We start from the raw sequence: 25105 nt of genomic DNA, 5'->3' as shown, positions 1-25105 counted from the left end.
GCCTGGGGGGCTCCTTACAATCGGGGTAGACGGGCAGCCTTGGGCTGGCCTTGGCTCCCGACCGTGTTTCCCTGAATAAAAGCGCAAAACCATGGCTCTCTACCAACTGGACAAGCTGACCCCCACCGTTCACGAATCCGCCTGGGTGGCCGACAACGCCCAGGTCATGGGCAATGTGCACCTCGCCGAAGACAGCAGCGTCTGGTTCGGCGTGGTGATACGAGGTGACACCGAGACCATTTCCGTGGGCCGGGGCTCCAACATCCAGGACAACAGCGTGCTTCACGCCGACATGGGCCTGCCGCTGACGATAGGCGAGAACGTCACGGTCGGCCACCAGGTCATGCTGCACGGCTGCACCATAGGCGACGGTTCGCTGATCGGCATCCAGGCGGTGGTGCTCAACGGCGCGAAGATCGGCAAGAACTGCCTGGTCGGCGCCGGCTCGCTGGTCACCGAGGGCAAGGAGTTCCCGGACGGATCCATGATCTTCGGAAGCCCGGCCAAGGCTGTCAGGCAGCTGTCCCCGGAGCAGATCGAGGGTTTAAAAATGAGCGCGAAGCACTATGTAGACAATGCCCGGCGTTACAAGACCGGGCTCAAGAAGGTGGGCTGAGGCCCGCTTTCTTTTTCATTGGCCCGCTACCTTTACCCCTTCCAGCCATGTCTGAATTACATAAATTTATCTTTGACGGCCTGCCGGTGCGCGGCATGCTCGTGCGCCTGACCGGCTCCTGGCAGGAAATCCTCAAACGCAGGCAGGCGGGTGGCGGCTATCCGGCTGAGGTCATGCAGCTGCTGGGGGAAATGACGGCTGCCGGCGCCCTGATGCAGAGCAACATCAAGTTCAACGGCGCGCTGATTCTGCAGATTTTCGGCGACGGCCCGGTCAAGCTGGCGGTGGCCGAGGTCCAGCCCGACCTGAGCCTGCGGGCCACCGCCACAGTGACCGGCACGGTCGACCCGGGCAGCACGCTGAGCCAGCTGGTCAATGTGAGCAATCAGGGGCGCTGCGCGATCACGCTGGACCCCAAGGACAAGCTGCCGGGCCAGCAGGCCTACCAGGGGGTGGTTCCGCTCCACGGCGACCAGCGCGAGAAGATTGAAAACCTCGCGGAGGTGCTGGAGCATTACATGCTGCAGAGCGAGCAGCTGGATACCAAGCTGATCCTCGCGGCCGACGGCAAGGTTGCCGCGGGCCTGCTGATCCAGCGCCTGCCGGTCAAAGGCCAGGGCAACCTTGAAGGCCAGATAGACCGCGACGCCAATGAAGACCAGATCGGCGTGAATGAAGACTACAAGCGCATCGCCATGCTGGCCGGCACGCTCAAGCGCGAAGAGTTGCTGGGCCTGGACGCCGACACCATCCTGCGGCGCCTGTTCTGGGAAGAGCAGGTCACGCGCTTTGAGCCGGTGACGCCGAGTTTTGCCTGCAGCTGCTCGCGCGATCGCGTGGGCGGCATGCTGCGCAGCCTGGGCACGGGCGAAATTGAAAGCATTATTTCCGAGCGCGGCAAGGTGGCGGTCGGCTGCGAGTTCTGCGGCGCGCAGTACGAGTTCGACCCGGTGGACGCGGCGCAGCTGTTCACCAGCCAGACCAACCAGCAGCCGCCGACCTCGACGGTCCAATAAGGATCAGGAAGCGGCTGAAACGGCGCGCTGCACCAGCAGGTCGCTGAGCAGGCGGTGCTCACAGACGGGGTCGCTGCATTTGTCGCAGACCCATACCCAGGCTTTGTTGCCTTCTTTACGTGCAGGCGCCGGCTTTTGCTGCGGCAAGCCCGGCAGCAGGCGTTCAACGGCGCCCAGCGCCTGGGCAAGACGCTGCGGGGCGCTTCCATACAGGACACAGTAAGCCATGCCGCCGGCGGCCAGGGCCGCGCGTATGGACTGGTCTGCCGCCTGCTGGGAGGCCTGCGCGGCGGACTCCAGCCCGCACAGCAGTGTCAGGCCCGCAGTGTCGCTTGGCGAGGCAGATGGGTCCGTCACGGCCACAAGCGCATCCCGGCCCGCGTCCTTGAGGGCGCGGCCCAGTGCCGATGCCAACTGGTGTTTTCCGGTGGAGGGAGCGCCGGTAACGGCGATTTTCAGCACGATTGGTTAATCAATCAGCCAGCCAGGCCCGCGGGCTTGCAAGGCCTACTTCGTGACTTGCACGAAGATTTCATTGGGCTTGACCATGCCCAGCTCGCTGCGGGCTTTTTCCTCGACCATCTCCAGGCCTTCCTTGAGGTCCCTGACTTCCGCCGTGAGCTGGTCATTGGCGGCCTGGGCCTGGACGTTTTTGGCGAGCTGCTCGGTCAGTCGGTGCTGCATCTCGCGCACGCTGGGAATGCTGCCCCGGCCTATCCAGAGTTGCGCATGGAAGATCACCAGCAGCGCAATCAGGACGGCGGGGACGAGTCTTTTTCCCACGTTACGCCAGAGGATGATGTTTCGTCGCGGGCTCTCCACACCAGCAGGGGCCGCGGAACCGGCTTTGCCGGGCCGCAGGCGCAGCGGCCCCCTCGGGGGGCAGCGAAGTACGCGAAGCGACGAGCGTGGGGGCCATTACTTCAGGTTGTAGAACGCCGCGCGGCCTGGGTAGGACGCGATATCACCCAGGTCTTCTTCGATGCGCAGCAGCTGGTTGTACTTGGCCATACGGTCCGAGCGCGAGAGCGATCCGGTCTTGATCTGGCCGGCGTTGGTGCCCACGGCGATGTCGGCGATGGTGGAGTCTTCGGTTTCGCCGGAGCGGTGCGAGATCACGGCGGTATAGCCGGCGCGCTTGGCCATCTCGATGGCGGCGAAGGTCTCCGTCAGGGTGCCGATCTGGTTGATCTTGATCAGGATGGAGTTGGCGATCTGCTTGTCGATGCCTTCCTTGAGGATCCTGGTGTTGGTGACGAACAGGTCGTCGCCGACCAGTTGCACTTTTTTGCCGAGCCGCTCGGTCAGAATTTTCCAGCCGTCCCAGTCGCCTTCGGCCATGCCGTCTTCAATGCTGATGATGGGGTATTTGTCGACCCAGGTGGCCAGGATGTTGGTCCACTCGGTGGCGTCCAGGCTCAGGCCTTCGGCGCCCAGGACGTATTTGCCGTCCTTGTAGAACTCGGATGCCGCGCAATCAAGGCCCAGGGCGATCTGCTCGCCGGCGACATAACCGGCCGCATCGATGGCTTCCAGGATCATCTGGATGGCGGCTTCGTGGTTGGTCACGTTGGGGGCAAAGCCGCCCTCGTCGCCGACGGCCACGCTCATGCCCTTGTCGTGCAGGATTTTCTTGAGCGCATGGAAGACTTCGGCACCGTAACGCACGGCTTCGCGAAAGCTCGGTGCGCCCACGGGGATGATCATCAGTTCCTGCAGGTCCAGGTTGTTGTTGGCGTGCGCGCCGCCGTTGACCACGTTCATCATGGGCACGGGCATTTGCATGGCACCGCTGCCGCCGAAGTAGCGGTACAGGGGCAGGCCAGCTTCCTCGGCCGCGGCGCGGGCCACGGCCATGCTGACGGCCAGCGTTGCGTTGGCGCCCAGGCGCGATTTGTTGTCGGTGCCGTCCAGGTCGATCAGGGTGCGGTCCAGGAAGGCCTGCTCGCTGGCGTCCAGGCCCAGCACGGCCTCGGAGATTTCGGTGTTGATGTGCTCGACGGCCTTGAGCACGCCCTTGCCGAGGTAGCGCGACTTGTCGCCGTCGCGCAGTTCAATCGCTTCGCGCGAACCGGTGGAAGCGCCCGAAGGGACCGCCGCGCGACCCATGACGCCGGACTCCAGCAGCACGTCGCATTCGACGGTAGGGTTGCCACGGCTGTCGAGAATTTCGCGGCCGACGATATCAACAATTGCGCTCATTTAGGCTCTTTCAAAAATCAGAAAATAAAAGATAGAAAAACCAAATAGAAAACCAGAAATAGAAAAACTAAAAAGCTCAGACGCCTTCGACCAGCACCATGCGCATCACGGCGATACCCTGGCGCGACTGGCGAGCCGCTTCGTATTCGGTGGACTCGTTGAAAGCGCGTGCCTGCTCCATGCTGGGGAACTTGAGTATCACGATGCGGCTGGGAGCCCAGTCGCCTTCCAGCACCTCGATCTTGCCGCCGCGCACGCACACCTCGGCGCCGTGCGCCTGCATGGCGATGCTAGACAGTTTTTTGTACTGTTCGTATTGTTCGGGGTTCGTAACTGTGACGTTGGCGATGATGTAGGCGCTGGGCATGTGTCGGGTTCCGATGTTGTTTCAAGGTTTCCACATGCCTTGCCGGCGCGGGACTGTGTTTTGCCGAAGACCCCGGAGCTCCCCCGGGTGCCAGATTAGTGGTCAGGCGGAAAAATTGTTCTCGAGATAGCCGTTCTTCTTGGTCACGCGGTCCAGCGCCAGCAGTGTTTCGAGCAGCGCCTTCATGTGCTTGAGTGGCACGGCATTCGGGCCGTCGCTCATGGCCTTGGCCGGGTCGGGATGCGTTTCCATGAAGAGGCCCGCCACGCCGACCGCCACGGCGGCGCGCGCCAGCACCGGCACCATCTCGCGCTGGCCGCCGCTGCTGGTGCCGTTGCCGCCGGGCAGCTGCACCGAGTGGGTGGCGTCGAACACCACGGGGGCTTTGGTCTCGCGCATGATGGCCAGGCTGCGCATGTCGGACACGAGGTTGTTGTAGCCGAAGCTCGCGCCGCGTTCGCAGGCCATGAAGCTGTCTTCATCGAGGCCTTTTTCGCGCGCGGCGGCGCGGGCCTTGTCGATGACGTTCTTCATGTCGCCGGGGGCCAGGAACTGGCCCTTCTTGATGTTGACCGGTTTGCCCGATTGCGCCACCGCATGGATGAAGTCGGTCTGGCGGCACAGGAAGGCCGGGGTCTGCAGCACGTCAACGACGGAAGCGACCGCGGCGATGTCGGCTTCGGAATGCACGTCGGTCAGGATGGGCAGGCCCAGCTCACGCTTGACCTTGGCCAGGATTTCCAGGCCCTTGGCCATGCCGGGACCGCGAAAGCTGGTGCCGCTGGAACGGTTGGCCTTGTCGTAGCTCGATTTGAAAATGAAGGGAATGCCCAGCGAGGCGGTGATTTCCTTGAGGGTGCCGGCGGTGTCCATCTGCAACTGCTCGGACTCGACGACGCAGGGGCCGGCGATCAGGAAAAAGGGTTGGTCCAGGCCAATGTCGAATCCACAGAGCTTCATGGTCAGGCAACCGCCTTCAGGGGCTTGGCAGCGGGCTTGCCGTCCTGGCCCGCCGTGGCGCGGAGCTGGAGCACAGCGGCGATGTAGGCGTTGAACAGCGGGTGGCCGTCCCAGGGCGTGGACTTGAACTCGGGGTGGAACTGCACGCCGACAAACCAGGGGTGGACGTCCTGGGGCAGCTCGACGATCTCGGTGAGTTGCTCGCGCTGCGTCAGCGCGGAGATGACCAGGCCCGAAGCGCGCAGGGCGTCGAGGTAGTTGACGTTGGCTTCATAGCGATGGCGGTGGCGTTCGGTCACCACGTCGCCGTAGATCTTGTGCGCCAGCGTGCCGGCGGCGACGTCGGAGCTTTGCGCGCCCAGGCGCATGGTGCCGCCCAGGTCGGACTTGGCGTTGCGCGTCTTGATGGTGCCGTCGGCGTCTTTCCATTCGGTGATCAGCGCGATGACAGGGTGCGGGGTGGCGGCGTCGAACTCGGTGCTGTTGGCGTCCTTCAGGCCCGCGACGTGGCGCGCGAACTCGATGGTGGCGACCTGCATGCCCAGGCAGATGCCGAGGTAGGGCATCTTGTTCTCGCGCGCGAAGCGGGCCGCGCAGATCTTGCCTTCGACACCACGCACGCCGAAGCCGCCGGGCACCAGGATGCCGTCAAAACGCGCCAGGCGCGAGACGTTGTCGGGCGAGATGGTTTCGGAGTCGACGTACTCGATGACCACCTTGGCATGGTTTTTCATGCCGGCGTGGCGCAAGGCTTCGTTGAGCGATTTGTAGCTGTCGGAGAGGTCGACGTACTTGCCGACCATGGCGATGTGGACTTCGGTCTGCGGATGCTCGGTCTCGTAGACCAGGTCGTCCCAGCGCCTGAGGTTGGCGGGCGGCGTGTTGAGGCGCAGCTTGTCGCAGATCAGGCCGTCCAGGCCCTGCTCGTGCAGCATGCGCGGGACCTTGTAAATCGTGTCGACGTCCCACATCGAGATCACGCCCCATTCGGGAACGTTGGAGAACAGCGAAATTTTCTCGCGCTCCTCGTTGGGAATGCGGCGGTCGGCGCGGCACAGCAGCACGTCGGCCTGGATGCCGATCTCGCGCAGCTGCTTGGCGGTGTGTTGCGTCGGCTTGGTCTTGAGCTCGCCGGCGGCGGCGATCCAGGGGACGTAGCTCAGGTGCACGAAGGCGGTGTTGTTGGCGCCCAGGCGCAGGCTCATCTGGCGCACGGCTTCCAGGAAGGGCAGCGACTCGATGTCGCCGACGGTGCCGCCGATTTCGACGATAGCGACGTCGACCGCGTCGGGGGTTTCGTAACCGGCGCCGCGCTTGACGAATTCCTGGATTTCATTGGTGACGTGCGGGATGACTTGCACGGTCTTGCCGAGGTAGTCGCCGCGGCGCTCTTTTTCGAGCACGCTTTTGTAGATCTGGCCGGTGGTGAAATTGTTGGCCTTGCGCATGCGCGTTTCGATGAAACGCTCATAGTGGCCGAGGTCCAGGTCGGTTTCAGCGCCGTCGTCGGTCACGAACACTTCGCCGTGCTGGAAGGGCGACATCGTGCCCGGATCCACGTTGAGGTAGGGATCGAGCTTGATTAAAGTGACTTTGAGGCCTCGCGATTCCAGGATCGCAGCTAAGGAGGCTGAGGCGATTCCCTTGCCCAGGGAAGACACCACACCGCCGGTGACGAAGACAAATTTGGTCATGTCAGGTACGAACCGCAAGTTCGTAGAGGTGGTAAACGGAGATTATACGGGTTGCCCGCCGGGATACCGGCCGCAAGGCCATTGAATTTCGGGGCAAAGCCATTCCAGGCTTGCATGGCGGCTTGCGGGCCGGGCATGGCCAGCCGTTAAGCGTGTGGGGGCTTGTCTAGCTGATACATTGCGGAACATGACGAATCAAGCGACTCCTTTGGGAAACGGCGCAGACGGCGGTGAAGCCCTGGACCTGGCCGGCAAACACATCGTGCTGGGCCTGTCGGGTGGGATCGCCTGTTACAAGGCGGCCGAACTGTGCCGGGCCCTGATCAAGGCCGGCGCCACGGTACAGGTGGTCATGACCGAGGCGGCCGAACAGTTCATCACGCCCGTCACGATGCAGGCCTTGAGTGGCCGGCCGGTCTACACCAGCCAGTGGGACAGCCGCCCTTCCGGTGGGATGAGCAACAACATGGCGCACATCAACCTGTCGCGCGAGTCCGACGCCATCCTGGTTGCGCCCATGAGCGCCGATTTCATGGCCAAGCTGCTGCACGGGCGCGCCGACGACCTGTTGAGCCTGATGTGCCTGGCCCGTCCCATCGACAAGGTGCCGCTGCTGGTGGCGCCGGCCATGAACCGCGAGATGTACGCCCACCCGGCCACGCAGCGTAATTTCGTGCAACTGGACGCCGACGGCGCCACGGTGCTGGGCGTGGGCAGCGGTTTCCAGGCCTGCGGGGAGACCGGCGACGGGCGCATGCTGGAGCCCGAGCAGATCCTTGAGGACCTGGTCGCCTTTTTCGCGCCCAAGGTGTTGGCCGGCCGGCGGGTGCTGGTCACCGCAGGCCCCACCTACGAAGCCATAGACCCGGTGCGTGGCATCACCAACCTGTCCAGCGGCAAAATGGGCTTTGCCATCGCGCGCGCGGCGCGCGAGGCGGGCGCCGAGGTGACCGTGGTCGCCGGCCCGGTGAGCCAGCCCACGCCGCGCGGCGTGACCCGCGTCGACGTGCGGTCCGCGCAGCAGATGCTGGAGGCGGTGGCTGCGCGTGCCCAGGCCGCCGATGTTTTTATTGCCACGGCGGCGGTTGCCGACTGGCGGCCCGCCGCGCCCTCGGCCCAGAAAATCAAGAAAGACGGCTCCGGACAGGCGCCTCAGCTCGCGTTCACAGAGAACCCCGACATCCTGGCCACCGTCGCCCAATCGGTGGCGGCGCAGGCAGGCCGGCTTTTCTGCGTGGGTTTCGCTGCGGAAAGCCAGGACCTCGCGGAAAACGCCGAGGCCAAGCGCCTGCGCAAAAAAGTGCCGCTGCTGGTCGGCAACATCGGCCCCGACACCTTCGGCCAGGACCATAACGCGCTGCTGCTGGTGGATGCGCAGGGCAGCACGGCGCTGCCCCGGGCCTCCAAGCTCTTGCTGGCGCGGCAACTGGTCAGGGAGGTCGCGACCAGGATGGCGGCGGCTCCTTCCAAAGGAAAGGCGGCCGCACCGTGAACCTCCCCTCGAACACGCCGCCGGACGGCGATTTCGCCAGCTATGTGGAGCGCCTGACGCATGCGAATGCGTCGGCCGGCGCCCGTGAAGACCTGCTCAAGCCCCAGGAAAAGACTTCGCTTCGCGCCCCTTCTGCGTCTGCGGCAAGCGCCGCTACGCCTCCCGTCAAACCCGCCTCTGCTGTTGCTACCGGCGCTGCCTTTTTGACCCACGTCAAATGGGTGGTCGTCCTGTGGATCGCCACCCAGGTGCTGGATGAAGTACTGCCCGGCGCCGGTTTCCTGTTTCTGCCCGCGCTGCTGGTGTACGGCGCGTGGGCGATCTTTCAGGCCAACCGCCGGTCATCCGGCGCGCTGGTTCAGCGCCTGCGCGAACTGGCGCGGCAAGCCGCCGAAGAAGCTCAGAAAAATCAACCACCGAAGAAAAAATAGTTCATGCACATCGACGTCAAGATTCTCGACCCGCGCCTCCAGGACAATCTCCCCGCCTACGCCACGCCCGGCAGCGCCGGCCTGGACCTGCGCGCCTGCCTGGACGCGCCTCTCACGCTGGCCGCCAACGCCTGGCAACTGGTGCCCACCGGCATTGCCATCTACCTGCACAACCCGGGCTATGCCGCGCTGATCCTGCCGCGCTCCGGCCTGGGCCACAAGCACGGCATCGTGCTGGGCAACCTGGTGGGACTGATCGACAGCGACTACCAGGGGCAGCTGATGGTCAGCGCGTGGAACCGCAGCGACGTGCCTTTCACCATTGAACCCATGGAGCGCATCGCGCAATTGATGATCGTGCCTGTAGTGCAGGCGCAGTTCAATGTGGTCTCCGAATTCCCCGCCAGCGAGCGCGGAGAGGGCGGCTACGGCTCCACCGGCAAAGCCTGAGCCCGGCGCGCTGCGCGCCACTGTGCGGGAAATGGGTGGTGGGGGTTTTCCTACAACCCCTGCAACAAGCCTCCCACGCCGCCACAGGCCCAATCCTCACCCGGGATGGCCTGGGTCCCGTCCTTAATGGGTCATGAGAGTCCCCGTGCATGTGCATGCTGATGCCGGGATCTCATGAACTATCAAAAGGAGAGACTCATGCGAAACACATCCCGCTTTATTTCATCCGCTTCCGTGGTGCTGGCGCTGGCCGCCCTGGCGGCCTGCGCACCCATGAACCCTCCGCCGACGTCGGACGCGAACTACCCGCCGGCCTATCCGAACACCGCCAGCTACCCTAACCAGACCTATCCCGCCGGAACCTACCCGGCCGGAACCTATCCCGCCAACCAGCAGAACCGCTATGTCGAATACGGGCGGGTGAGCAACGTCGAAGTGTTTCGTACCCCGGAGCAAGCCAGGAGCTCAGGCATAGGTGCCATCCTCGGTGGTGTGGCCGGCGCGGTGGTGGGCCACCAGATCGGCGGCGGCACCGGCAAGGATGTGGCGACGGTTGCCGGTGCTGTGGGCGGCGCCGTGGCCGGCAATGCGATCGAAAGAAACCGCAATACCACGGTGCGTGAAACCTACCGCGTCTCCGTACAGCTCGACAACGGTACCGGCCGCGCCTATGACGTGCCGTCGACCGGCGACCTGCGTGTCGGCGACCGTGTGAGGATTGAGAACGGCCTGCTGTACCGGATGTAAGCAGCAAGCGGGGAGGGCGTAAAGGGCGGCTTCGTGCCGCCCTTGCGCTTTTGCCTTAATGCAAGGTGCCGCTGCCGGGCGTGAGCGGCTCGAGCTTGAAAAAGCCGGTGCCCAGCGAACCCTGGCCGATTTCCTCTTCGCTGGCTTCGCGCACGGACTCGACCTTGACGGCCAGCCGGATGGCGATGCCCGCCAGCGGATGGTTGCCGTCAAGCACCACATGGTCGGGGTAGATTTCGGTGACTGTGTAGATATGCTGCTGCGGCGCCGTCCCGCTGACGCCCTGCGGAAGGGCCGCACCGTCGAAGGTCATGCCTTCTTCGAGTTCGGCGGGAAAGACCTTGCGGGGCTCAAGGAACACCAGCTCTTCGTCATAGTCGCCAAAGGCGGTTTCGGGCTCCAGGTGCAACTCAAGTTTGTCGCCGGCTTCATGGCCTTGCAGCGCTTCCTCTATCTTGGCGAGGAGGTCATCGCCGCCCAGCAGGAACTCGATGGGTTCATCCAGTTCGTCCAGCACATCGCCCAGGGTGTCTTTCAGCGTCCATGTCAGGGCTACGACGCATTGCGGGGTGATTTTCATCCGACAATTGTCCCATGGATGTAAACCAATCTCTAGCGCTCCTTGCCGGCCTGAGCCCGGCGCAATTCATGCGCCGGCACTGGCAAAAAAAGCCGCTTCTCGTGCGCCAGGCCCTGCCCGGATTCCAGCCTCTGTTGAGCCGCGCGGCCTTGTTCAAGCTGGCCGCGAGCGAGCAGGTTGAGTCGCGGCTGATCGTCCAGCAGGCCAAGGGCTGGCGCATGAAGCAGGGGCCTTTAGCGCCGCGCAGCCTGCCGCCGCTGAGCCAGAAAGCCTGGACCTTGCTGGTGCAGGGGGTGGACCTGCATGACGCCGGGGCGCACGAGCTGCTGCAGCAGTTCCGTTTTGTGCCCGATGCGCGGCTTGACGACCTGATGGTCTCTTTCGCCACGGCGGGCGGCGGGGTGGGCCCGCACTTTGACAGCTACGACGTCTTTTTGCTGCAGGCCAGCGGGCGGCGGCGCTGGAAGATAGGCCGGCAAAAAGACCTGAGCCTGCAGGAGGATGTGCCGCTGAAGATATTGCAGAACTTCGAGCCCGAACAGGAGTTTGTGCTGGAAGCCGGCGACATGCTTTACCTGCCCCCGCGTTATGCGCATGACGGTATCGCCGAAGCGGCGGCTCCTGGCGACGGCAAAGCGGGCGACTGCATGACCTATTCGATCGGCTTCAGGTCGCCGGGACGGGGCGAGCTGGCGGCTGAGCTGCTGCAGCGCCTGGCGGAATTTAGCGAGGATGGCGACGGCGCGGATGTCCCGGCAGGACGTGCCCCCAAGGTGCCCGACATGTACCGTGATCCCGGCCAGGACGCGACGGCCACCCCGGCGGCCTTGCCCGCGGCCCTGGCCACCTTCGCGAGCCAGGCCGTGCAGGACGCGCTGAAAGACCCTCTGGCGCTGGCCTGTGTCCTGGGTGAATACATGACCGAACCCAAGCCCTCTGTGTGGTTTGACGAAGCCGCGGATGAATGGGATGCCGACGCCGCGAAGGCCGGCCGCATGGCGGTCAAGCTGGATGCGCGCACCCGGATGATGTATGACACCGACCACGTGTTCATCAACGGGGAGAGCTACCGCGCCAAAGGCGCCGACGCAAACCTGATGCGACGCCTGGCCGACGGCCGCGGCCTGGCGCCGCAAGACCTGCGCAAGGCCGGCGCCTCCGCGCTGGCGCTGCTGGGCGACTGGCACGATGCCGGCTGGCTACGGCAGGAGCCGCCCGCGGATTTCTGACCCGACCCATCATCATCTGTTTGCCACCCAAGGAAGGAGATGCTCCATGGACACCGAAACCTCATTCACCCAGCCGCAAGCCTTGCCGGAAGGCCGCTTCAGCGGGCGCACGGATTTTACGGACATGATTCGCCAGGCTTTTGCCGTGGCGGCGCAGCAGGGCTGGCGTGAAATCATCGTCTGCGACCCGGATTTCGAAGACTGGCCCCTGGGCGAGCGCGCGGTGGCGCAGGCCCTGAACGACTGGTCCAAGACCGGCCGCACGTTCACGATGCTGGCCGGGAATTACGACGAAGTGCTTCGTCGGCATGCGCGCTTCGTCACCTGGCGGCGGACCTGGGCGCACATCGTGGACTGCCGCGCCATCACGTCCGCCCCGGCCGACGACATGCCCAGCGCCTTGCTGGGCCCGGGCTGGGTTTTCGAGCGCCTGGACTTGCAGCGCTGCACGGGCATGGCCGGGTCCGAGCCGGCCCGCCGGGTGGCGCTCAGGGAGCGCATCCACGAGCGCCTGCTGAAAAGCTCCCCGGCTTTTCCGGCCACAACCCTGGGGCTTTAGGCGCAAGAATCAGCAGGCCGCAGGCGCCATGCGGTCGTGCTTCGTCGACTAAGGGTTTTCAGACTTGTAATATCCAGCATATAATTTAAAGCTGGGTAGAAAGAGCTCGAGTCCTTTCCCCGGTCAAAAATTACTTGAATTCCGGTTTGGGTTTTCTTTTGGCAATTTCCGGAAATTGTTTTCTTAAATATCACCAAGGATCGTAAAAATGAACAAGTCACTCGTTTTGGCAGCTATCGTCGCCGCTGTTGCTCTGGCTGCTTGCGGCAAGAAGGAAGAAGCTCCTGCGCCCGCACCTGCTGCAGCTGCTCCAGCACCTGCTGCTGAAGCTTCCGCTCCAGCCGCTGCCACGTCCGCACCTGCTGCCGCTGCTCCGTCTGCTGACGCTGCCGCCGCTGCCGCTACGACCGCTGCTGCAAGCGCTGCCAAGTAATTCTTCAGTGAATTGAAAAAAGCCGCCGCAAGGCGGCTTTTTTTATGCCCGCTGTTTTTCGCCTCGCCGTGTTCCCGGCGGGCGCCGCGGCTTCAAAGCGAAAGCCAGGGTGTACCGGTATCGGGTCTGGCCACCACGATATCGTCCGCGCCGCACGACAGCGCTTCAGCCATCAGCGTTTGCACCAGCGCCGGCCGGTTGTTCTGCGCGCTCAGGTGCGCGGCCACCAGGTGCCTGAACCGCCCATGAATGAGGCCGCGGGCAATCTCCGCCGCCGCGGCATTGGAGAGGTGGCCGTACTGGCCGCCCACGCGCCGCTTTAAAAAAGGCGGATACGACGATTGCGCCAGCATTTCGGTGTCATGGTTGCACTCCAGCATCAGGGCGTCACATGCCATGAGGTGCGACATGACATGCGCCGTGGCATGGCCCAGGTCGGTCAGGATGCCCAGCTTGGCCGAGCCGTCGGTGCAGGTGAGCTGCAAGGGCTCCCTGGCATCGTGGGGCACCGTGAAAGGCGTCAGTTGCAGGCCTCCCACTTCGATGGTTTTGCCGTCGCGCGCGATATGCAGCAGGCCGTCAAAGTCCGGCGCCCCGATGGCGGTATATGTGCCGTGGCTCATCCAGACCGGGATGCGGTAGCGCAGGGCGAGCGAACGGGCGCAGCCGATATGGTCGCCGTGTTCATGCGTGACGAACACGGCATGTATGTCCTCAGGCTGCAGTTCAGCTTCGCCAAGCCGGTAGAGCAAATGCTTGAGGCCCAGCCCGCAGTCGACGAGAACCCGCGAAGGCGCGATTCCCATTGCTTCGACGACGGCGGCATTGCCCGAACTGCCGCTGCCCAGGCTTTTGAACCTCAACATGGGTGTGGCAATTCGCGGCTGGGCGGTCCGGGCGGTAAGCCCGGATTACTTCAGGTCGTCGGCAATCACCTGCACGATGCGCTGGGCGTTGGCCGATGATTCCGCGGCGCCCTGGGCATTCAGGACGGACACCGTGGTGCTTTCGCCCTGGCTCTTGACGGCGATGCGGTATTTCAGGGGCGGCGTGGCGGCCGGCGAGCCGCTGAACAGCTTGCTGAAGAAGCCGGGTTCGGTCTTGTTGGCGACCGGCTCGACGTAGCGCACGAAGTAGGTGCCCTGGCTGCGGTCGCGATCTTCGACCGTGAAGCCCGTGCGGTCCAGCGCCAGGCCGACCCGGCGCCAGGCGCGTTCAAAGCCTTCGTCGATTTGCACAACGGGCACGTTGTTCACCGTGGCGATGCGCGAGGTCTGCTTGGCGGCGCCCGCGGCCACCAGGGCCCTGGACTGCTCTTGCGTCACGCCCAGCTTGACCATCATGCGGCGCAGGAATTCGGCTTCGAGTTCCGGGTCGGCGGGACGGGGCTGCCAGACCGTGCTGTCACCTGAGGCGGCGCTACCGGTCTTTCCACCGGTGACCACTTCAACCATGCCGCGATGGCTCACATAAATCTCGGTGCCGCCGTCGGGGCGGCGCTCCAGGCGCGTGCGGAACTTGTCGCGTTCGCCGGTGGAATACAGGCCGTCGAAGACCTTGCCCAGCGCGCTGCGGATGAAGTCCTGCGGCAGCTTGGCGCGGTTTTCCGCGAAGTCGGTTTCCATGATGCCGAGGTTTTCCTGGTCCTGCGCGAGCAGGAAACCGCTTTCGAGCCAGAAATCGCGCACAGGGCCCCAGAGTTTGTCGGCGGGCCGGTTCACGACCAGCCAGCGCTGGCTGCCCGCGCGCTCGATGCGCACGTCGCCGACATTGGCGGTGGCCGTCTGCACGGCCTGCGTGGGCTGGCCCACCTGGTAGCTGTTGGCGGAGACCGCCGTGCCGGGTACCACATAGCGGGTCTCGCGGCTGAGCTGGGTCAGGTCGGGAGGAATGTCCAGCGAAGGGCCCTTGGTGCCGCTGGATTTGTAATCGACGCGTTCGCCGTCCATCACATCCTTGAGGGAGGAGCAGCCGGCGAGCAGGCCGAGAGCCAGCAGCGCGGACACAGCCGCGGTGCTCCGGACTTTTGAAAATGCAGGACGTGTTGGCGATATCTTCACTTGGGTTCCCTTAAAAATCAGATCAGGCAAATCAAACCAGGCCGCAGGCGCGCAGGGCGCTTTCCACGGCCGCTTCGTTCGATGTCTCCAGCGGCGTCATCGGCAGCCGCAAGGTGCCGCCGCAAAGACCCATCCGGGCCATGGCCCATTTGACGGGAATCGGGTTGGCTTCGATAAACAGGTTTCTGTGCAGCGGCAGCAGCTTGAGCTGCAGTTCCATGGCGCGACGGGTGTCGCCCGCCACGGCGGCCACGCACAGCTCATGCATGAGCCGGGGCGCCACGTTGGCCGTCACGCTGACATTGCCCTGGCCGCCGCAAAGCATGAGTGCCACGGCGGTCGGGTCGTCGCCCGAATACACGGCAAAGCCCTTGGGCACTTCCTTGATCAGCCATTGCGCGCGCTCGATATTGCCGGTGGCTTCCTTGATGCCGACGATGCCGGGCACCTGGGCCAGGCGCAACACGGTGGCGTGCGCCATATCGGCAACGCTGCGGCCGGGCACGTTGTACAACACGGTGGGCAGGTCGCCGACGGCTTCGGCGATCGCCTTGAAGTGCCGGTACTGGCCTTCCTGCGTGGGCTTGTTGTAATAGGGGACGACCTGCAACTGGCAGTCGGCGCCCACCTGCTTGGCGAAGCGGGCGAGTTCGATTGCTTCGGCGGTGGAGTTGGCGCCGCAGCCGGCCATGATGGGCACGCGCTTTTTGGCTTGCTCCACCGAGACGCGGATGATTTCGCAGTGCTCCTCGACGTTGACGGTCGGGGATTCGCCGGTGGTGCCGACCACGCCTATGCAGTCCGTGCCCTCGGCGATGTGCCAGTCCACCAGTTTGCGCAGTGTCGGGTAATCTACGCTGCCGTCATCATGCAAGGGTGTTGCCAGTGCAACGATGCTGCCAGTAATGGGTTTCATGCTTTGCTTGTAAACGTTCGCGGCCGGGAGCTAGGGAAGGGGACTGGCCGGAATACCGCCAGGCCGGCCCAAAACGGCCAATCCTGCATTCTACCCAGAGCCTAGGGCAGTCCATAGCGCGGCGGGGCGGGCAAACCCGCAGTCGCGGGCGCTTCGCGGACCGCGGCAATGCGCTGGATAAACCGCGGCGGGCTCTCATGGAAACCCTCCTCGAAGGCCACCACCCGCAGCGCCCGGCAGGTTTCCAGCAATTCGCCGGTGCGCAGCAAAAAATCCGGCCGGGAGGGCTTGCCCACGGTCTCATTGCCTTGCGTAAAAGTTTCGTAAATCAGCACCCCGCCGGGCGCCAGGGCGGCCAGCAGCGTGGGCAGCAGGGGGCGCCACAGGTAGTTGGTCACGACGATCGCGTCGAATTGCCGGCCCGCGAAAGGCCAGGGGCCGGCTTCAATGTCGGCCACCACCGCCTCGCGGGCGGATGCGGGGATGGCGCCGGCGATGGCGTCCATCGCTTCCTGCGAGCGGTCCACCAGCACCAAAGGGTGGTTTCGCTGGTGAAACCAGCGGGCGTGGCGGCCATAGCCGCAGGCGACGTCCAGCACCACGCCGCGCTCGCGGACCAGGTGCGACCAGCGCTGCACCCAGGCGGCGGGCAATTCCGTTCCGTGCGGAGTGCTGCTCATATTAGAGGGGCTTTACGTCGTCCTTGAGCGCGGCCAGCGCCATGGACTCGACCCGGCCCGGCGCGATCAATTTGAGCCAGCGGCCCAGCTTGCCCTTGGCCGTCATGACGACTTCCCGGTCTCGGCGCTCCATGCCTTGCAGAATCAGCCGGGCGCATTCTTCCACACTCATCGCGTCGTCTTCCTTGAGCCCGCTGGAGCCCGCCGCCACGCCCGCCGCATTGAAGCCGCGGTGGCGGATATGGGTGGCGACCACGCCCGGGTAGGCGGTGGTCACGCTGACCCCGGCGCCCTTCATTTCGGCGCGCAGCGCCTCAAAAAATCCCACCATGGCGAATTTGGTGGCGCTGTAGGCCGTGCGGCCCGGCACGCCGATCAGCCCGGCCAGGCTGGAAACGGCCACGATGCTGCCGTGGCGCAGCTTCAGGTGGGGCAGGGCAGCGTGGGTGCACCAGACGCTGCCCCAGAGGTTGATGCGCATCAACTGCTCATACCAGCCCAGGTCCTGGGCCTTGACGTCCTCGAATAGCGCCTGCGCCGACATGCCGGCGTTGTTGACCAGGGCGTCGACGTGCCCGAAGCGCCCGATGGTGGCATCCACCAGGTGGCGGCATTGGGCTTCGATGGACACGTCGGTCTTGACGACCAGGGTTTGCGCGCCGTGCGCGGCGCATTGGCCCGCGACTTCATCAAGCAGCGTTTCATTGCGCGCCGCCAGCACCAGCGCGATGCCGGGGCCAAACGTTTTGGCCAGTTGCCGCGCCATTTCGGCGCCAATGCCGTCCGAGGCGCCGGTGATGATGATGGTTTTCATGGTGTTGTCCCCGTCTTCCTGGATTGCGCCCCATCGCCCTTAAATTCTGAATTCTTCTTGCTCCGGAGCTGCTCACAAAACCCAGCGAAGCGGTCCTGGCTAGGCGCGACGCCGCAGACAGTGCTACAGCACGGCAAGGCGGCTGCAACAACGCCAGGAGGGTTTTTGAGCGGCTCCTAAAAGCAGGCCCAGATCTGATTTGCGAGTGTGAGAAGAAATTCCGGCCGTGTGTAGAGGGCAAACACCCCCAGCGACGCGATGACCGCGAGCGCCCACAGGCCGGCTTTTTTGGCCATCTCAGGCCCCTTGCGGCACGCCGGCGCGTGTGATCGGCGCCTCGCGCACCGGCAGGTTCACCAGGGCGGCAAACACGCCGAGCGCGATGGCGATGTACCAGACGATGTCGTAGCTGCCGGTGCGGTCATATAGATAGCCGCCCAGCCAGACGCCCAGGAAGGAGCCGATCTGGTGGCTGAAGAAGATGAAGCCGCCCAGCATCGACAGATGCTGGATGCCGAAGATCTGCGCCACCACGGCGTTGGTCGGCGGGATGGTCGACAGCCACAGCAGGCCCATCAGGCTGGCGAAGATGTAGACGCTCAGCGGGCTCAGGGGCGCCGCGATGAACACGGCGATCACCACCGCACGCGACAGGTAAATCGTCGCCAGGATTTTCCGTTTGGCGATTTTCTGGCCGAGCGAGCCGGCGATATAGGTGCCGAAGACATTGAACAGCCCGATCAGCGCCAGCGCATAGCTGGCCACCTGGGGCGACAGGCCCTTGTCCTTGAGGTAGCTGGGCATGTGCACGCCGATGAACACCACCTGGAAGCCGCAGACGAAGTAGCCCGCCATCAGCAGCTGGAAACTCGGGTACTTGAAAGCTTCGCGCAACGCCTGAGCGATGGTCTGCTCGCGTTTGGCGGGCTGGCCGCCGGCAAACCCGCCTTCGCGCAGGCCCAGCGCCAGCGGCGCGATCAGCAGCACGGCGCCGCTGAGCACCAGCAGGGCCTCTTTCCAGCCCAGGCCGCTGATCAGCAGGCCTTCGACCGGCACCATCAGGAACTGGCCGAAGGAGCCCGCCGCCGCAGCCACCCCCATGGCCCACGAGCGTTTTTCCGCCGAAATGTTGCGGCCTATCACGCCGTAGATGACGGCATAGGTGGTTCCAGCCTGCGCCGCGCCTATCAGCACCCCGGCCGTCATGGTGAACAGAAAGCCCGTGGGCGACAGCGCCATGCCCACCAGGCCCAGCCCGTACAGCAGGGCGCCGCCCACGATCACGCGGAAAGCGCCGAAGCGGTCGGCCGCCATGCCGGCGAAGATGCCGAACACGCCCCAGGACAGGTTCTGCACCGCCAGCGCGAAGGCAAAGGTTTCGCGCGTCCAGCCCTGGGCCTGGGTGATGGGCTGCAGCCACAGCCCGAAGCCGTGGCGTATGCCCATGGACAGCGTGACGATGGTGGCGCCGCAGATCAGCACCTGCAGCATGGAGAGTTTTTTGGTGTCGGTGGTCATGGACGGTCGCCGTAAGCGGCGAAAAAGGAAAGGCCTGGGGCGGCAGGGAAGCTATCCGCCGACTGTAACGAAAATGGCGAAACGCTGCCGTGCCCGCCTTTCGTTCCCGCGCCAGAATCGGGTGGACTGTATGTTTGTACAGTGACTTTTCCGGCCCGGACTACAATTGCGGCAATTCTTTCATCTGCCATGGCCGACAAACTACCCACCGAATATTCCGAAGGCTCGATCCGCGTGCTCAAGGGCCTGGAGCCCGTCAAGCAACGCCCGGGCATGTACACCCGCACCGACAACCCCCTGCACGTCATCCAGGAAGTGCTGGACAACTCCGCCGATGAAGCCCTCGCCGGCCACGGCAAGAAGATCAAGGTCACGCTGCACACCGACGGCTCGGTCAGCGTCGACGACGACGGCCGCGGTATTCCCTTCGGCCTGCACCCGGAAGAACAGGTGCCGGTCATCGAGATCGTCTACACCCGCCTGCACGCTGGCGGCAAGTTCGACAAGGGCAAGGGCGGTGCCTACAGTTTCTCGGGCGGCCTGCACGGCGTGGGCGTCAGCGTGACCAACGCGCTGTCCAAACGCCTGGAAGTCACGTCCTACCGCGAAGGCATGGTGGCCCGCCTGGTGTTTTCGGGCGGCGACGTCATCGAAAAGCTGCACCTGCGCAAAAACGGCGAAGGCGACCGCAAGACCGGCACCACCGTCCGCGCCTGGCCCGACGCCAAATACTTCGAGTCGGCCGCGCTGCCCATGGCCGAGCTCACGCACCTGTTGCGAAGCAAGGCCGTGCTCATGCCCGGCGTCACCGTCACGCTGACCAACGAGAAGACCAAGGACACCCAGACCTGGTCGTATAAAGGCGGCCTGCGCGATTACCTGATGCAGACGCTGAACGGTGACCCCGTCATCCCGATGTTCGAAGGTGAAGGTTTTGCCGATTCCCAGCACGACAGCTTCGCCGAAGGTGAGGGTGCCCAATGGTGCGTGGCCTTCACCGAAGACGGCCAGCCGGTGCGTGAGAGCTACGTCAACCTGATCCCCACCAGCGCCGGCGGCACCCATGAAAGCGGCCTGCGCGACGGCCTCTTCAACGCCGTCAAGAGCTTTATCGACCTGCATTCGCTATTGCCCAAGGGCGTCAAGCTGCTACCTGAAGACGTTTTTGCCCGCGCCAGCTATGTGCTGAGCGCCAAGGTGCTGGATCCGCAATTCCAGGGCCAGATCAAGGAGCGCCTCAATTCCCGCGACGCCGTGCGGCTGGTGTCCAGCTTTGTCCGCCCGACGCTGGAACTGTGGCTCAACCAGCACGTCGACTACGGCCGCAAGCTGGCCGAACTCGCCATCAAGGCCGCGCAAACCCGTCAGAAGGCCGGCCAGAAGGTCGAAAAACGCAAGGGCTCCGGCGTGGCCGTGCTGCCCGGCAAGCTGACCGACTGCGAAAGCCGCGACCTGGCCCACAACGAAGTCTTCCTGGTCGAGGGCGACTCGGCCGGCGGCAGCGCCAAAATGGGCCGCGACAAGGAAAGCCAGGCCATCCTGCCGCTGCGCGGCAAGGTGCTCAACACCTGGGAGGTCGAGCGCGATCGCCTGTTTGCCAACACCGAAATCCACGACATCGCGGTCGCCATCGGCGTCGACCCGCACGGCCCGAACGACACGCCCGACCTGAGCGGCCTGCGCTACGGCAAGGTCTGCATCCTGAGCGATGCCGACGTCGACGGCTCCCACATCCAGGTGCTGCTGCTCACGCTGTTTTTCCGCCATTTCCCCAAATTGATTGAATCGGGTAATGTGTATGTCGCGCGGCCGCCGCTTTTCCGGGTCGATGCGCCCGCGCGGGGCAAAAAGCCTGCGTCCAAGGTCTATGCCCTGGACGAAGGTGAATTGACCGCCATATTGGATAAATTACGCAAGGACGGGGTGCGCGAAGGCGCCTGGAGCATCAGCCGCTTCAAGGGCCTGGGCGAAATGAGTGCGGAACAACTGTGGGAAACCACACTCAATCCGGATACCCGCCGTTTGTTGCCCGTGCAACTGGGCAACCAGGATTTCGGGCAAACCGAGAGCCTGATCACCAAGCTGATGGGCAAGGGCGAAGCCGCGGCCCGCCGCGAACTGATGGAGTTGCACGGCGATGCCGTGGAGATTGATATTTGATGAAGCTGCCTGAGACCTTTTTATCCTTTCTGCGGCGGCCCCTGCGCGCGCTGGGCCTGCCTTTGATGGTCATGGGCCTGGCAGCGCTGTTCACCTCTCCCGCCCACGCCGACATCTGGGGCTACGTGGACAAGGACGGCATCGCGCACTTCTCTGCTGTGCGGCTGGACGACCGTTATGAACTCTTTTTCCGTGGCAGCGAAAGCTTTAGCGCCGGCGACAACGTGGGCCGAAGCGGCAAGGCTGTCGGCAGCGGCGCCAATCGCGCCACCGGCGTGGCCGCCGCGCCGCCCAAGCTGCTGGCCTACTTCGACGTGTCGCCCAACTACAAGGCCGTCAAGCACCTGCTGCGTGAAGCTTCCGTCACGCACGGCATCGACTACGAACTGCTGCAGGCGCTGATCGCCACCGAATCGGGCTTCAACACCCAGGCCGTCTCGCCCAAGGGCGCGGTCGGGCTGATGCAACTGATCCCGCCCACGGCCGAGCGATATGGCGTGCGGGCCAGCAAGGATTCCACGGTCCACAAAAAGCTCACCGACCCCAAGACCAACATCCGGGCCGGCTCCAGCTACCTCAGCGACCTGATCGCCATGTTCCCGGGCCAGCTTGAGCTGGCGATCGCCGCCTACAACGCCGGTGAAGGCGCCGTGCAGCGCGCGGGCAACAAAATCCCCAACTACCCCGAGACCAAAAACTACGTCAAGACCGTGATGCAGCTCTACAACCACCTCAAGCCGCCCAGCATGATGAGCGCGAGCGGCGGCCGGGTGCGCATGGAGATGATGGGCGGCGCCACGGGTCGCAGCAACATGGTGCCGACCACCGTCGCGTCCACCGCCACGCCTGAGGCCCCACCCGAGCGGAACTGACGCCCATGCATCCGGAGTCCCGCCGGCAACCCGGCAGCCTGAAAGCGGCTCCCCTCTTTTTTCTTTTCATAATCCTGTACCGGCCGCGCTGTGCGCACCGGCCCGGCATAACCTGACCTAGCCCAAGCCAAATCACGATGGATGATCTTTTCACACCGGACGCAGTCGCCCCCATTCCCGAACCCGCCGACCAGGATTCGCTGGCCGCGTACGCGCAGCGGGCCTACCTTGAATACGCGCTCAGCGTCGTCAAAGGCCGGGCCCTGCCCGACGTCTGCGACGGCCAGAAGCCGGTGCAACGCCGCATCCTCTTCAGCATGTCGCGCATGGGCCTGGGCTTCGGCGGCGCCAACGGCGCCAGCGGTGCCAAGCCGGTCAAGAGTGCCCGCGTGGTCGGCGACGTGCTCGGCAAATACCATCCGCACGGCGACCAGGCGGCTTACGACGCCATGGTGCGCATGGCCCAGGACTTCAGCCAGCGTTACCCGCTGGTCGACGGCCAGGGCAACTTCGGTTCGCGCGACGGCGACGGCGCGGCGGCCATGCGCTACACCGAGGCGCGGCTGGCGCGCATCACGACCCTGCTGCTCGACGAGCTGGATGAGGGTACGGTCGACTTTGTGCCCAACTACGACGGCTCCTTTGAAGAGCCGCGCCAGCTGCCCGCGCGCCTGCCCTTCACCCTGCTCAACGGCGCCAGCGGCATTGCCGTCGGCCTGGCCACCGAAATCCCCAGCCACAACCTGCGTGAGGTGGCCGACGCCTGCGTGGCCCTCATCAAGGCGCCCAAGCTCAGCGATGAAGAACTGTTCACGCTGATCGCCGGGCCCGACTATCCGGGCGGCGGGCAGATCATCTCCAGCAGCGCGGAAATCGCGGCGGCCTACAGCACCGGCCGCGGCTCGCTCAAAGTGCGTGCGCGCTGGAAGATCGAGGAACTGGCGCGCGGCCAGTGGCAACTGGTGGTGCAGGAACTGCCACCCGGTGTCAGCACCCAGCGTGTGCTTGAAGAAATCGAAGAGATCACCAACCCGAAGATCAAGGCCGGCAAAAAGGCCCTGAGCCAGGACCAGGTGCAGCTCAAGCAGACCATCCTGGCCGTGCTCGACGTGGTGCGCGACGAATCCAGCAAGGACGCCGCCGTGCGCCTGGTGTTCGAGCCCAAGACTAGCAAGATCAGCCAGTCCGAACTCATCAACACCCTGCTGGCCAACACCAGCCTGGAAAGCTCCTCGCCCATCAACCTGACCATGGTCGGGCTGGACGGCAAGCCGACGCAGAAAAACCTGCGCCAGATATTGACGGAGTGGATCGAATTTCGCCAGACCACGGTGCAAAAGCGTTCGCAGCACCGTCTCGACAAGGTGCTGGCCCGCATCCACATCCTCGAAGGGCGGCAGCTGGTGCTGCTCAACATCGACGAGGTCATCGCCATCATCCGCCAGTCGGATGAGCCCAAGCTTGCGCTGATCGAGCGCTTCAAGCTCAGCGAAATCCAGGCCGAGGACATTCTTGAAATCCGCCTGCGCCAGCTCGCGCGGCTCGAAGCCATCAAGATCGAGCAGGACCTGAAAAACCTGCGTGAAGAGCAGGGCCGGCTCGAGGAAATCCTCGGCAGCCCGGCGGCGCTCAAGCGCCTGCTGATCAAGGAAATCGAGGCCGACGCCAAGCAGTTCGCCGATGCGCGCCGCACCCTGATCCAGGCCGAGAAGAAAGCCGTGCTCGAAGTCAAGGTACTGGACGAGCCGGTGACCGTGGTCATCAGCGACCGGGGCTGGGTGCGCGCGCGCAGCGGCCACGGCCATGACCCGGCGGGCTTTGCCTTCAAGTCCGGCGACGGCCTCTACGGCACCTTTGAATGCCGCACTGTCGACACGCTGCTGGCCTTCGGTTCGCGCGGCCGCATTTATTCGGTGCCGGTGTCCGTGCTGCCCGGCGCGCGAGGCGACGGCCAGCCGCTGACCACCCTGATCGACCTCGAATCCGGCACGCAGCTGGTGCATTACTTCGCGGGCCCGTCCAATGCCGCGCTGCTGCTCAGCGCTAGTGGCGGCTACGGCTTCCTCGCGACGGTCGAGAACATGACGTCGCGCCTCAAGGCCGGCAAGGCCTTCATCAGCTGCGCCGAAGGCGAAACCATCTGCAGGCCCTCGCACGCCGCCTTCAACAGCGGCACGACGCCGATGGTGCCCGCCACGCATGTGGCCTGCGCCTCTACCGGCGGCCGCATCCTGACCTTTGAAATCGGCGAGCTGAAAATGCAGGCCGCCGGCGGACGCGGCCTGATGCTGATTGACCTCGAAGCCAAGGACACCCTCGCCGGCGCGGCGGCTTACACTCGCAGCGTCAAGATCGAAGGCATAGGCCGCGGCGGCAAAGCGCGCGAAGAAACACTGGAAATCCGCACGCTGAACAACGCCCGCGCGGCACGCGCGCGCAAGGGCAAGGCCGCCGACCTGGGCTTCAAGCCCAGCGGTATCGCGCGCGTCGAGTAAGCGTACGCCCGTAGCGCAACGCTACGGGCTCGGCCTTCTCATCAAGCCGCGAGCAATGACTCGAGCTTTTTCAGGCTCGCCACCGTCTCCAGGCAGGCCTGCGCCACTTCCTTGCCCTTGGTCAGGAAGTGCGCGGTGAAAAATTGGCGATGCTCTTCGTGCTCATGGAAATGCTGCGGCGTCAGCACTGCCGAAAACACCGGCACGCCGGTTTCCAGCTGTATGCCCATCAGCGCGCTGATCACCGCATCGGCGACGAACTCGTGGCGGTAGATGCCGCCGTCCACCACCAGCCCGCAACAGACCACTCCCGCATAGCGGCCCGACTGCGCGAGTTTTTTGGCGTGCAGGGGAATTTCGAAGGCGCCCGGCACTTCAAACGTGTCTATGGATTCAGGGCCCACGCCCTGCCTGGCCATTTCGGCCAGGAAGGCGCCGCGCCCCTGGTCCACGATGTCTTCGTGCCAGGACGACTGGATAAAGGCGAAACGAGCCTTGGGGGCGCCACCGGAATGGATGGCGGAAGGGGAAGCGACTGAACTGTTTGTCTGACTCATGGATGGCCTCTGTAGGTATTACCAGAATCAGGGCGCACGAGCCTGCGGCCGGCCATGAGCGCGCAGGCGCCCACGGCACAGCCGTTTGCATCGCGCTCTCTTTCATCCGGACTGTGACCGTCGGCTTCGGAGTTGAACCGAATCTGCTGACCCCGCGCCCCGGTGAAGAGGTGCGGGCGCTCGCGGGCTGATGCAGTTGCCTGCAAACACCGCCGGTGGGGAATTTCACCCCGCCCTGAGAACGCTGCCCCGGCGAA

Annotated in this window: 26 protein-coding genes and 1 riboswitch; of the genes, 12 read left to right on the top strand and 14 right to left on the bottom strand. The window is 64.5% G+C overall.

Annotation, left to right across the window (positions count from 1 at the left end):
• Positions 1 to 91: 91 nt before the first annotated feature.
• On the top strand, positions 92 to 616 hold the full coding sequence (locus AC1D1F_RS20440) for a gamma carbonic anhydrase family protein (protein WP_477654222.1): 525 nt from the start codon (positions 92 to 94) through the stop codon (positions 614 to 616).
• A gap of 47 nt (positions 617 to 663) precedes the next feature.
• Positions 664 to 1632, top strand: coding sequence for an Hsp33 family molecular chaperone HslO (hslO, locus tag AC1D1F_RS20435; RefSeq protein ID WP_477654221.1), 969 nt, complete (start codon positions 664 to 666; stop codon positions 1630 to 1632).
• A gap of 3 nt (positions 1633 to 1635) precedes the next feature.
• Here the strand turns inward: hslO and AC1D1F_RS20430 are convergent, their stop codons facing one another.
• From AC1D1F_RS20430 to AC1D1F_RS20405, 6 genes are all read right to left on the bottom strand, one after another.
• Positions 1636 to 2094 carry a hypothetical protein gene (locus AC1D1F_RS20430; protein WP_477675645.1) on the bottom strand — a complete coding sequence of 153 codons (459 nt, stop codon included), beginning with the start codon at positions 2092 to 2094 and terminating at the stop codon, positions 1636 to 1638.
• 45 nt (positions 2095 to 2139) lie between these two features.
• Positions 2140 to 2415 (bottom strand): septum formation initiator family protein, encoded by a 276-nt coding sequence (locus tag AC1D1F_RS20425; RefSeq protein ID WP_436155221.1) that lies wholly within the window; start codon positions 2413 to 2415, stop codon positions 2140 to 2142.
• 135 nt (positions 2416 to 2550) lie between these two features.
• Positions 2551 to 3834, bottom strand: coding sequence for a phosphopyruvate hydratase (gene eno, locus AC1D1F_RS20420; protein ID WP_477675644.1), 1284 nt, complete (start codon positions 3832 to 3834; stop codon positions 2551 to 2553).
• A gap of 76 nt (positions 3835 to 3910) precedes the next feature.
• Positions 3911 to 4201 carry a DUF1330 domain-containing protein gene (locus AC1D1F_RS20415; protein ID WP_477654217.1) on the bottom strand — a complete coding sequence of 97 codons (291 nt, stop codon included), beginning with the start codon at positions 4199 to 4201 and terminating at the stop codon, positions 3911 to 3913.
• 102 nt (positions 4202 to 4303) lie between these two features.
• Positions 4304 to 5161, bottom strand: coding sequence for a 3-deoxy-8-phosphooctulonate synthase (gene kdsA, locus AC1D1F_RS20410; RefSeq protein WP_477675643.1), 858 nt, complete (start codon positions 5159 to 5161; stop codon positions 4304 to 4306).
• Between the two features lie 2 nt (positions 5162 to 5163).
• Positions 5164 to 6855, bottom strand: a complete 1692-nt coding sequence (locus AC1D1F_RS20405; RefSeq protein ID WP_477697081.1) for a CTP synthase — start codon at positions 6853 to 6855, stop codon at positions 5164 to 5166.
• Between the two features lie 187 nt (positions 6856 to 7042).
• Here AC1D1F_RS20405 and coaBC point away from each other — a divergent pair, with 187 nt between their 5' ends.
• The 4 genes from coaBC (at position 7043) to AC1D1F_RS20385 (ending at position 9975) form a co-directional block, all read left to right on the top strand.
• A complete protein-coding gene (gene coaBC, locus AC1D1F_RS20400; protein WP_477677450.1) occupies positions 7043 to 8347 on the top strand; it encodes a bifunctional phosphopantothenoylcysteine decarboxylase/phosphopantothenate--cysteine ligase CoaBC in 1305 nt (434 codons plus the stop codon).
• Positions 8344 to 8778, top strand: a complete 435-nt coding sequence (locus AC1D1F_RS20395; RefSeq protein ID WP_477677449.1) for a hypothetical protein — start codon at positions 8344 to 8346, stop codon at positions 8776 to 8778. The genes coaBC and AC1D1F_RS20395 overlap by 4 nt, the downstream gene beginning before the upstream one ends.
• Before the next feature lie 3 nt (positions 8779 to 8781).
• Entirely contained in the window at positions 8782 to 9228 is a 447-nt protein-coding gene (gene dut, locus AC1D1F_RS20390) for a dUTP diphosphatase (RefSeq protein WP_436155214.1), read from the top strand.
• A 198-nt stretch (positions 9229 to 9426) separates the two neighbouring features.
• Complete coding sequence (locus AC1D1F_RS20385) at positions 9427 to 9975, top strand: outer membrane lipoprotein (RefSeq protein WP_477677448.1); 549 nt, start codon at positions 9427 to 9429, stop codon at positions 9973 to 9975.
• Positions 9976 to 10030: 55 nt separating this feature from the next.
• Here AC1D1F_RS20385 and AC1D1F_RS20380 read toward each other — a convergent pair whose 3' ends face one another.
• Positions 10031 to 10555, bottom strand: coding sequence for an FKBP-type peptidyl-prolyl cis-trans isomerase (locus tag AC1D1F_RS20380; protein WP_477677447.1), 525 nt, complete (start codon positions 10553 to 10555; stop codon positions 10031 to 10033).
• A 14-nt stretch (positions 10556 to 10569) separates the two neighbouring features.
• Between AC1D1F_RS20380 and AC1D1F_RS20375 the strand changes: the two genes are divergently transcribed.
• The 3 genes from AC1D1F_RS20375 (at position 10570) to AC1D1F_RS20365 (ending at position 12792) form a co-directional block, all read left to right on the top strand.
• The gene (locus AC1D1F_RS20375) at positions 10570 to 11784 is read left to right on the top strand and encodes a cupin domain-containing protein (RefSeq protein WP_477677446.1); all 1215 of its coding nucleotides are present in this window, start codon (positions 10570 to 10572) and stop codon (positions 11782 to 11784) included.
• A gap of 46 nt (positions 11785 to 11830) precedes the next feature.
• Positions 11831 to 12343 carry a hypothetical protein gene (locus AC1D1F_RS20370; RefSeq protein ID WP_477677445.1) on the top strand — a complete coding sequence of 171 codons (513 nt, stop codon included), beginning with the start codon at positions 11831 to 11833 and terminating at the stop codon, positions 12341 to 12343.
• Positions 12344 to 12591: 248 nt separating this feature from the next.
• A complete protein-coding gene (locus AC1D1F_RS20365; RefSeq protein WP_477677444.1) occupies positions 12592 to 12792 on the top strand; it encodes a hypothetical protein in 201 nt (66 codons plus the stop codon).
• Positions 12793 to 12868: 76 nt separating this feature from the next.
• Here the strand turns inward: AC1D1F_RS20365 and AC1D1F_RS20360 are convergent, their stop codons facing one another.
• The 6 genes from AC1D1F_RS20360 to AC1D1F_RS20335 all read right to left on the bottom strand — a co-directional run bounded on the left by AC1D1F_RS20360 (position 12869) and on the right by AC1D1F_RS20335 (position 18764).
• Positions 12869 to 13642 carry an MBL fold metallo-hydrolase gene (locus tag AC1D1F_RS20360; protein ID WP_477696685.1) on the bottom strand — a complete coding sequence of 258 codons (774 nt, stop codon included), beginning with the start codon at positions 13640 to 13642 and terminating at the stop codon, positions 12869 to 12871.
• 45 nt (positions 13643 to 13687) lie between these two features.
• Positions 13688 to 14836 (bottom strand): outer membrane protein assembly factor BamC, encoded by a 1149-nt coding sequence (gene bamC / locus AC1D1F_RS20355; protein ID WP_477700815.1) that lies wholly within the window; start codon positions 14834 to 14836, stop codon positions 13688 to 13690.
• Positions 14837 to 14867: 31 nt separating this feature from the next.
• Positions 14868 to 15752 (bottom strand): 4-hydroxy-tetrahydrodipicolinate synthase, encoded by an 885-nt coding sequence (dapA, locus tag AC1D1F_RS20350; RefSeq protein WP_477654205.1) that lies wholly within the window; start codon positions 15750 to 15752, stop codon positions 14868 to 14870.
• 101 nt (positions 15753 to 15853) lie between these two features.
• Positions 15854 to 16432 carry a class I SAM-dependent methyltransferase gene (locus AC1D1F_RS20345; protein WP_477677441.1) on the bottom strand — a complete coding sequence of 193 codons (579 nt, stop codon included), beginning with the start codon at positions 16430 to 16432 and terminating at the stop codon, positions 15854 to 15856.
• 1 nt (position 16433) lies between these two features.
• Positions 16434 to 17246 (bottom strand): SDR family oxidoreductase, encoded by an 813-nt coding sequence (locus tag AC1D1F_RS20340; protein WP_477696684.1) that lies wholly within the window; start codon positions 17244 to 17246, stop codon positions 16434 to 16436.
• A gap of 297 nt (positions 17247 to 17543) precedes the next feature.
• Positions 17544 to 18764, bottom strand: coding sequence for an MFS transporter (locus AC1D1F_RS20335; protein WP_477696683.1), 1221 nt, complete (start codon positions 18762 to 18764; stop codon positions 17544 to 17546).
• A 189-nt stretch (positions 18765 to 18953) separates the two neighbouring features.
• On the opposite strand from AC1D1F_RS20335, the gene AC1D1F_RS20330 reads away from it, so the two are divergent.
• The 3 genes from AC1D1F_RS20330 (at position 18954) to parC (ending at position 24291) form a co-directional block, all read left to right on the top strand.
• Entirely contained in the window at positions 18954 to 20924 is a 1971-nt protein-coding gene (locus AC1D1F_RS20330) for a DNA topoisomerase IV subunit B (protein ID WP_477654201.1), read from the top strand.
• Positions 20924 to 21796, top strand: a complete 873-nt coding sequence (locus AC1D1F_RS20325) for a lytic transglycosylase domain-containing protein (protein ID WP_477677977.1) — start codon at positions 20924 to 20926, stop codon at positions 21794 to 21796. Before AC1D1F_RS20330 ends, AC1D1F_RS20325 begins: the two co-directional genes overlap by 1 nt.
• 137 nt (positions 21797 to 21933) lie before the next feature.
• Entirely contained in the window at positions 21934 to 24291 is a 2358-nt protein-coding gene (gene parC, locus AC1D1F_RS20320) for a DNA topoisomerase IV subunit A (RefSeq protein ID WP_477677976.1), read from the top strand.
• Positions 24292 to 24332: 41 nt separating this feature from the next.
• Here parC and AC1D1F_RS20315 read toward each other — a convergent pair whose 3' ends face one another.
• Entirely contained in the window at positions 24333 to 24848 is a 516-nt protein-coding gene (locus AC1D1F_RS20315; RefSeq protein WP_477677975.1) for a 6,7-dimethyl-8-ribityllumazine synthase, read from the bottom strand.
• Between the two features lie 90 nt (positions 24849 to 24938).
• Positions 24939 to 25095: riboswitch (FMN riboswitch) on the bottom strand.
• Positions 25096 to 25105 lie beyond the last annotated feature (10 nt).

It is taken from the genome of Polaromonas sp. P1_H6 (genome assembly GCF_056405195.1).
The sequence above is the reverse complement of the archived record's forward strand: the minus strand, read 5'-3'. Positions and strand labels throughout refer to the sequence as shown.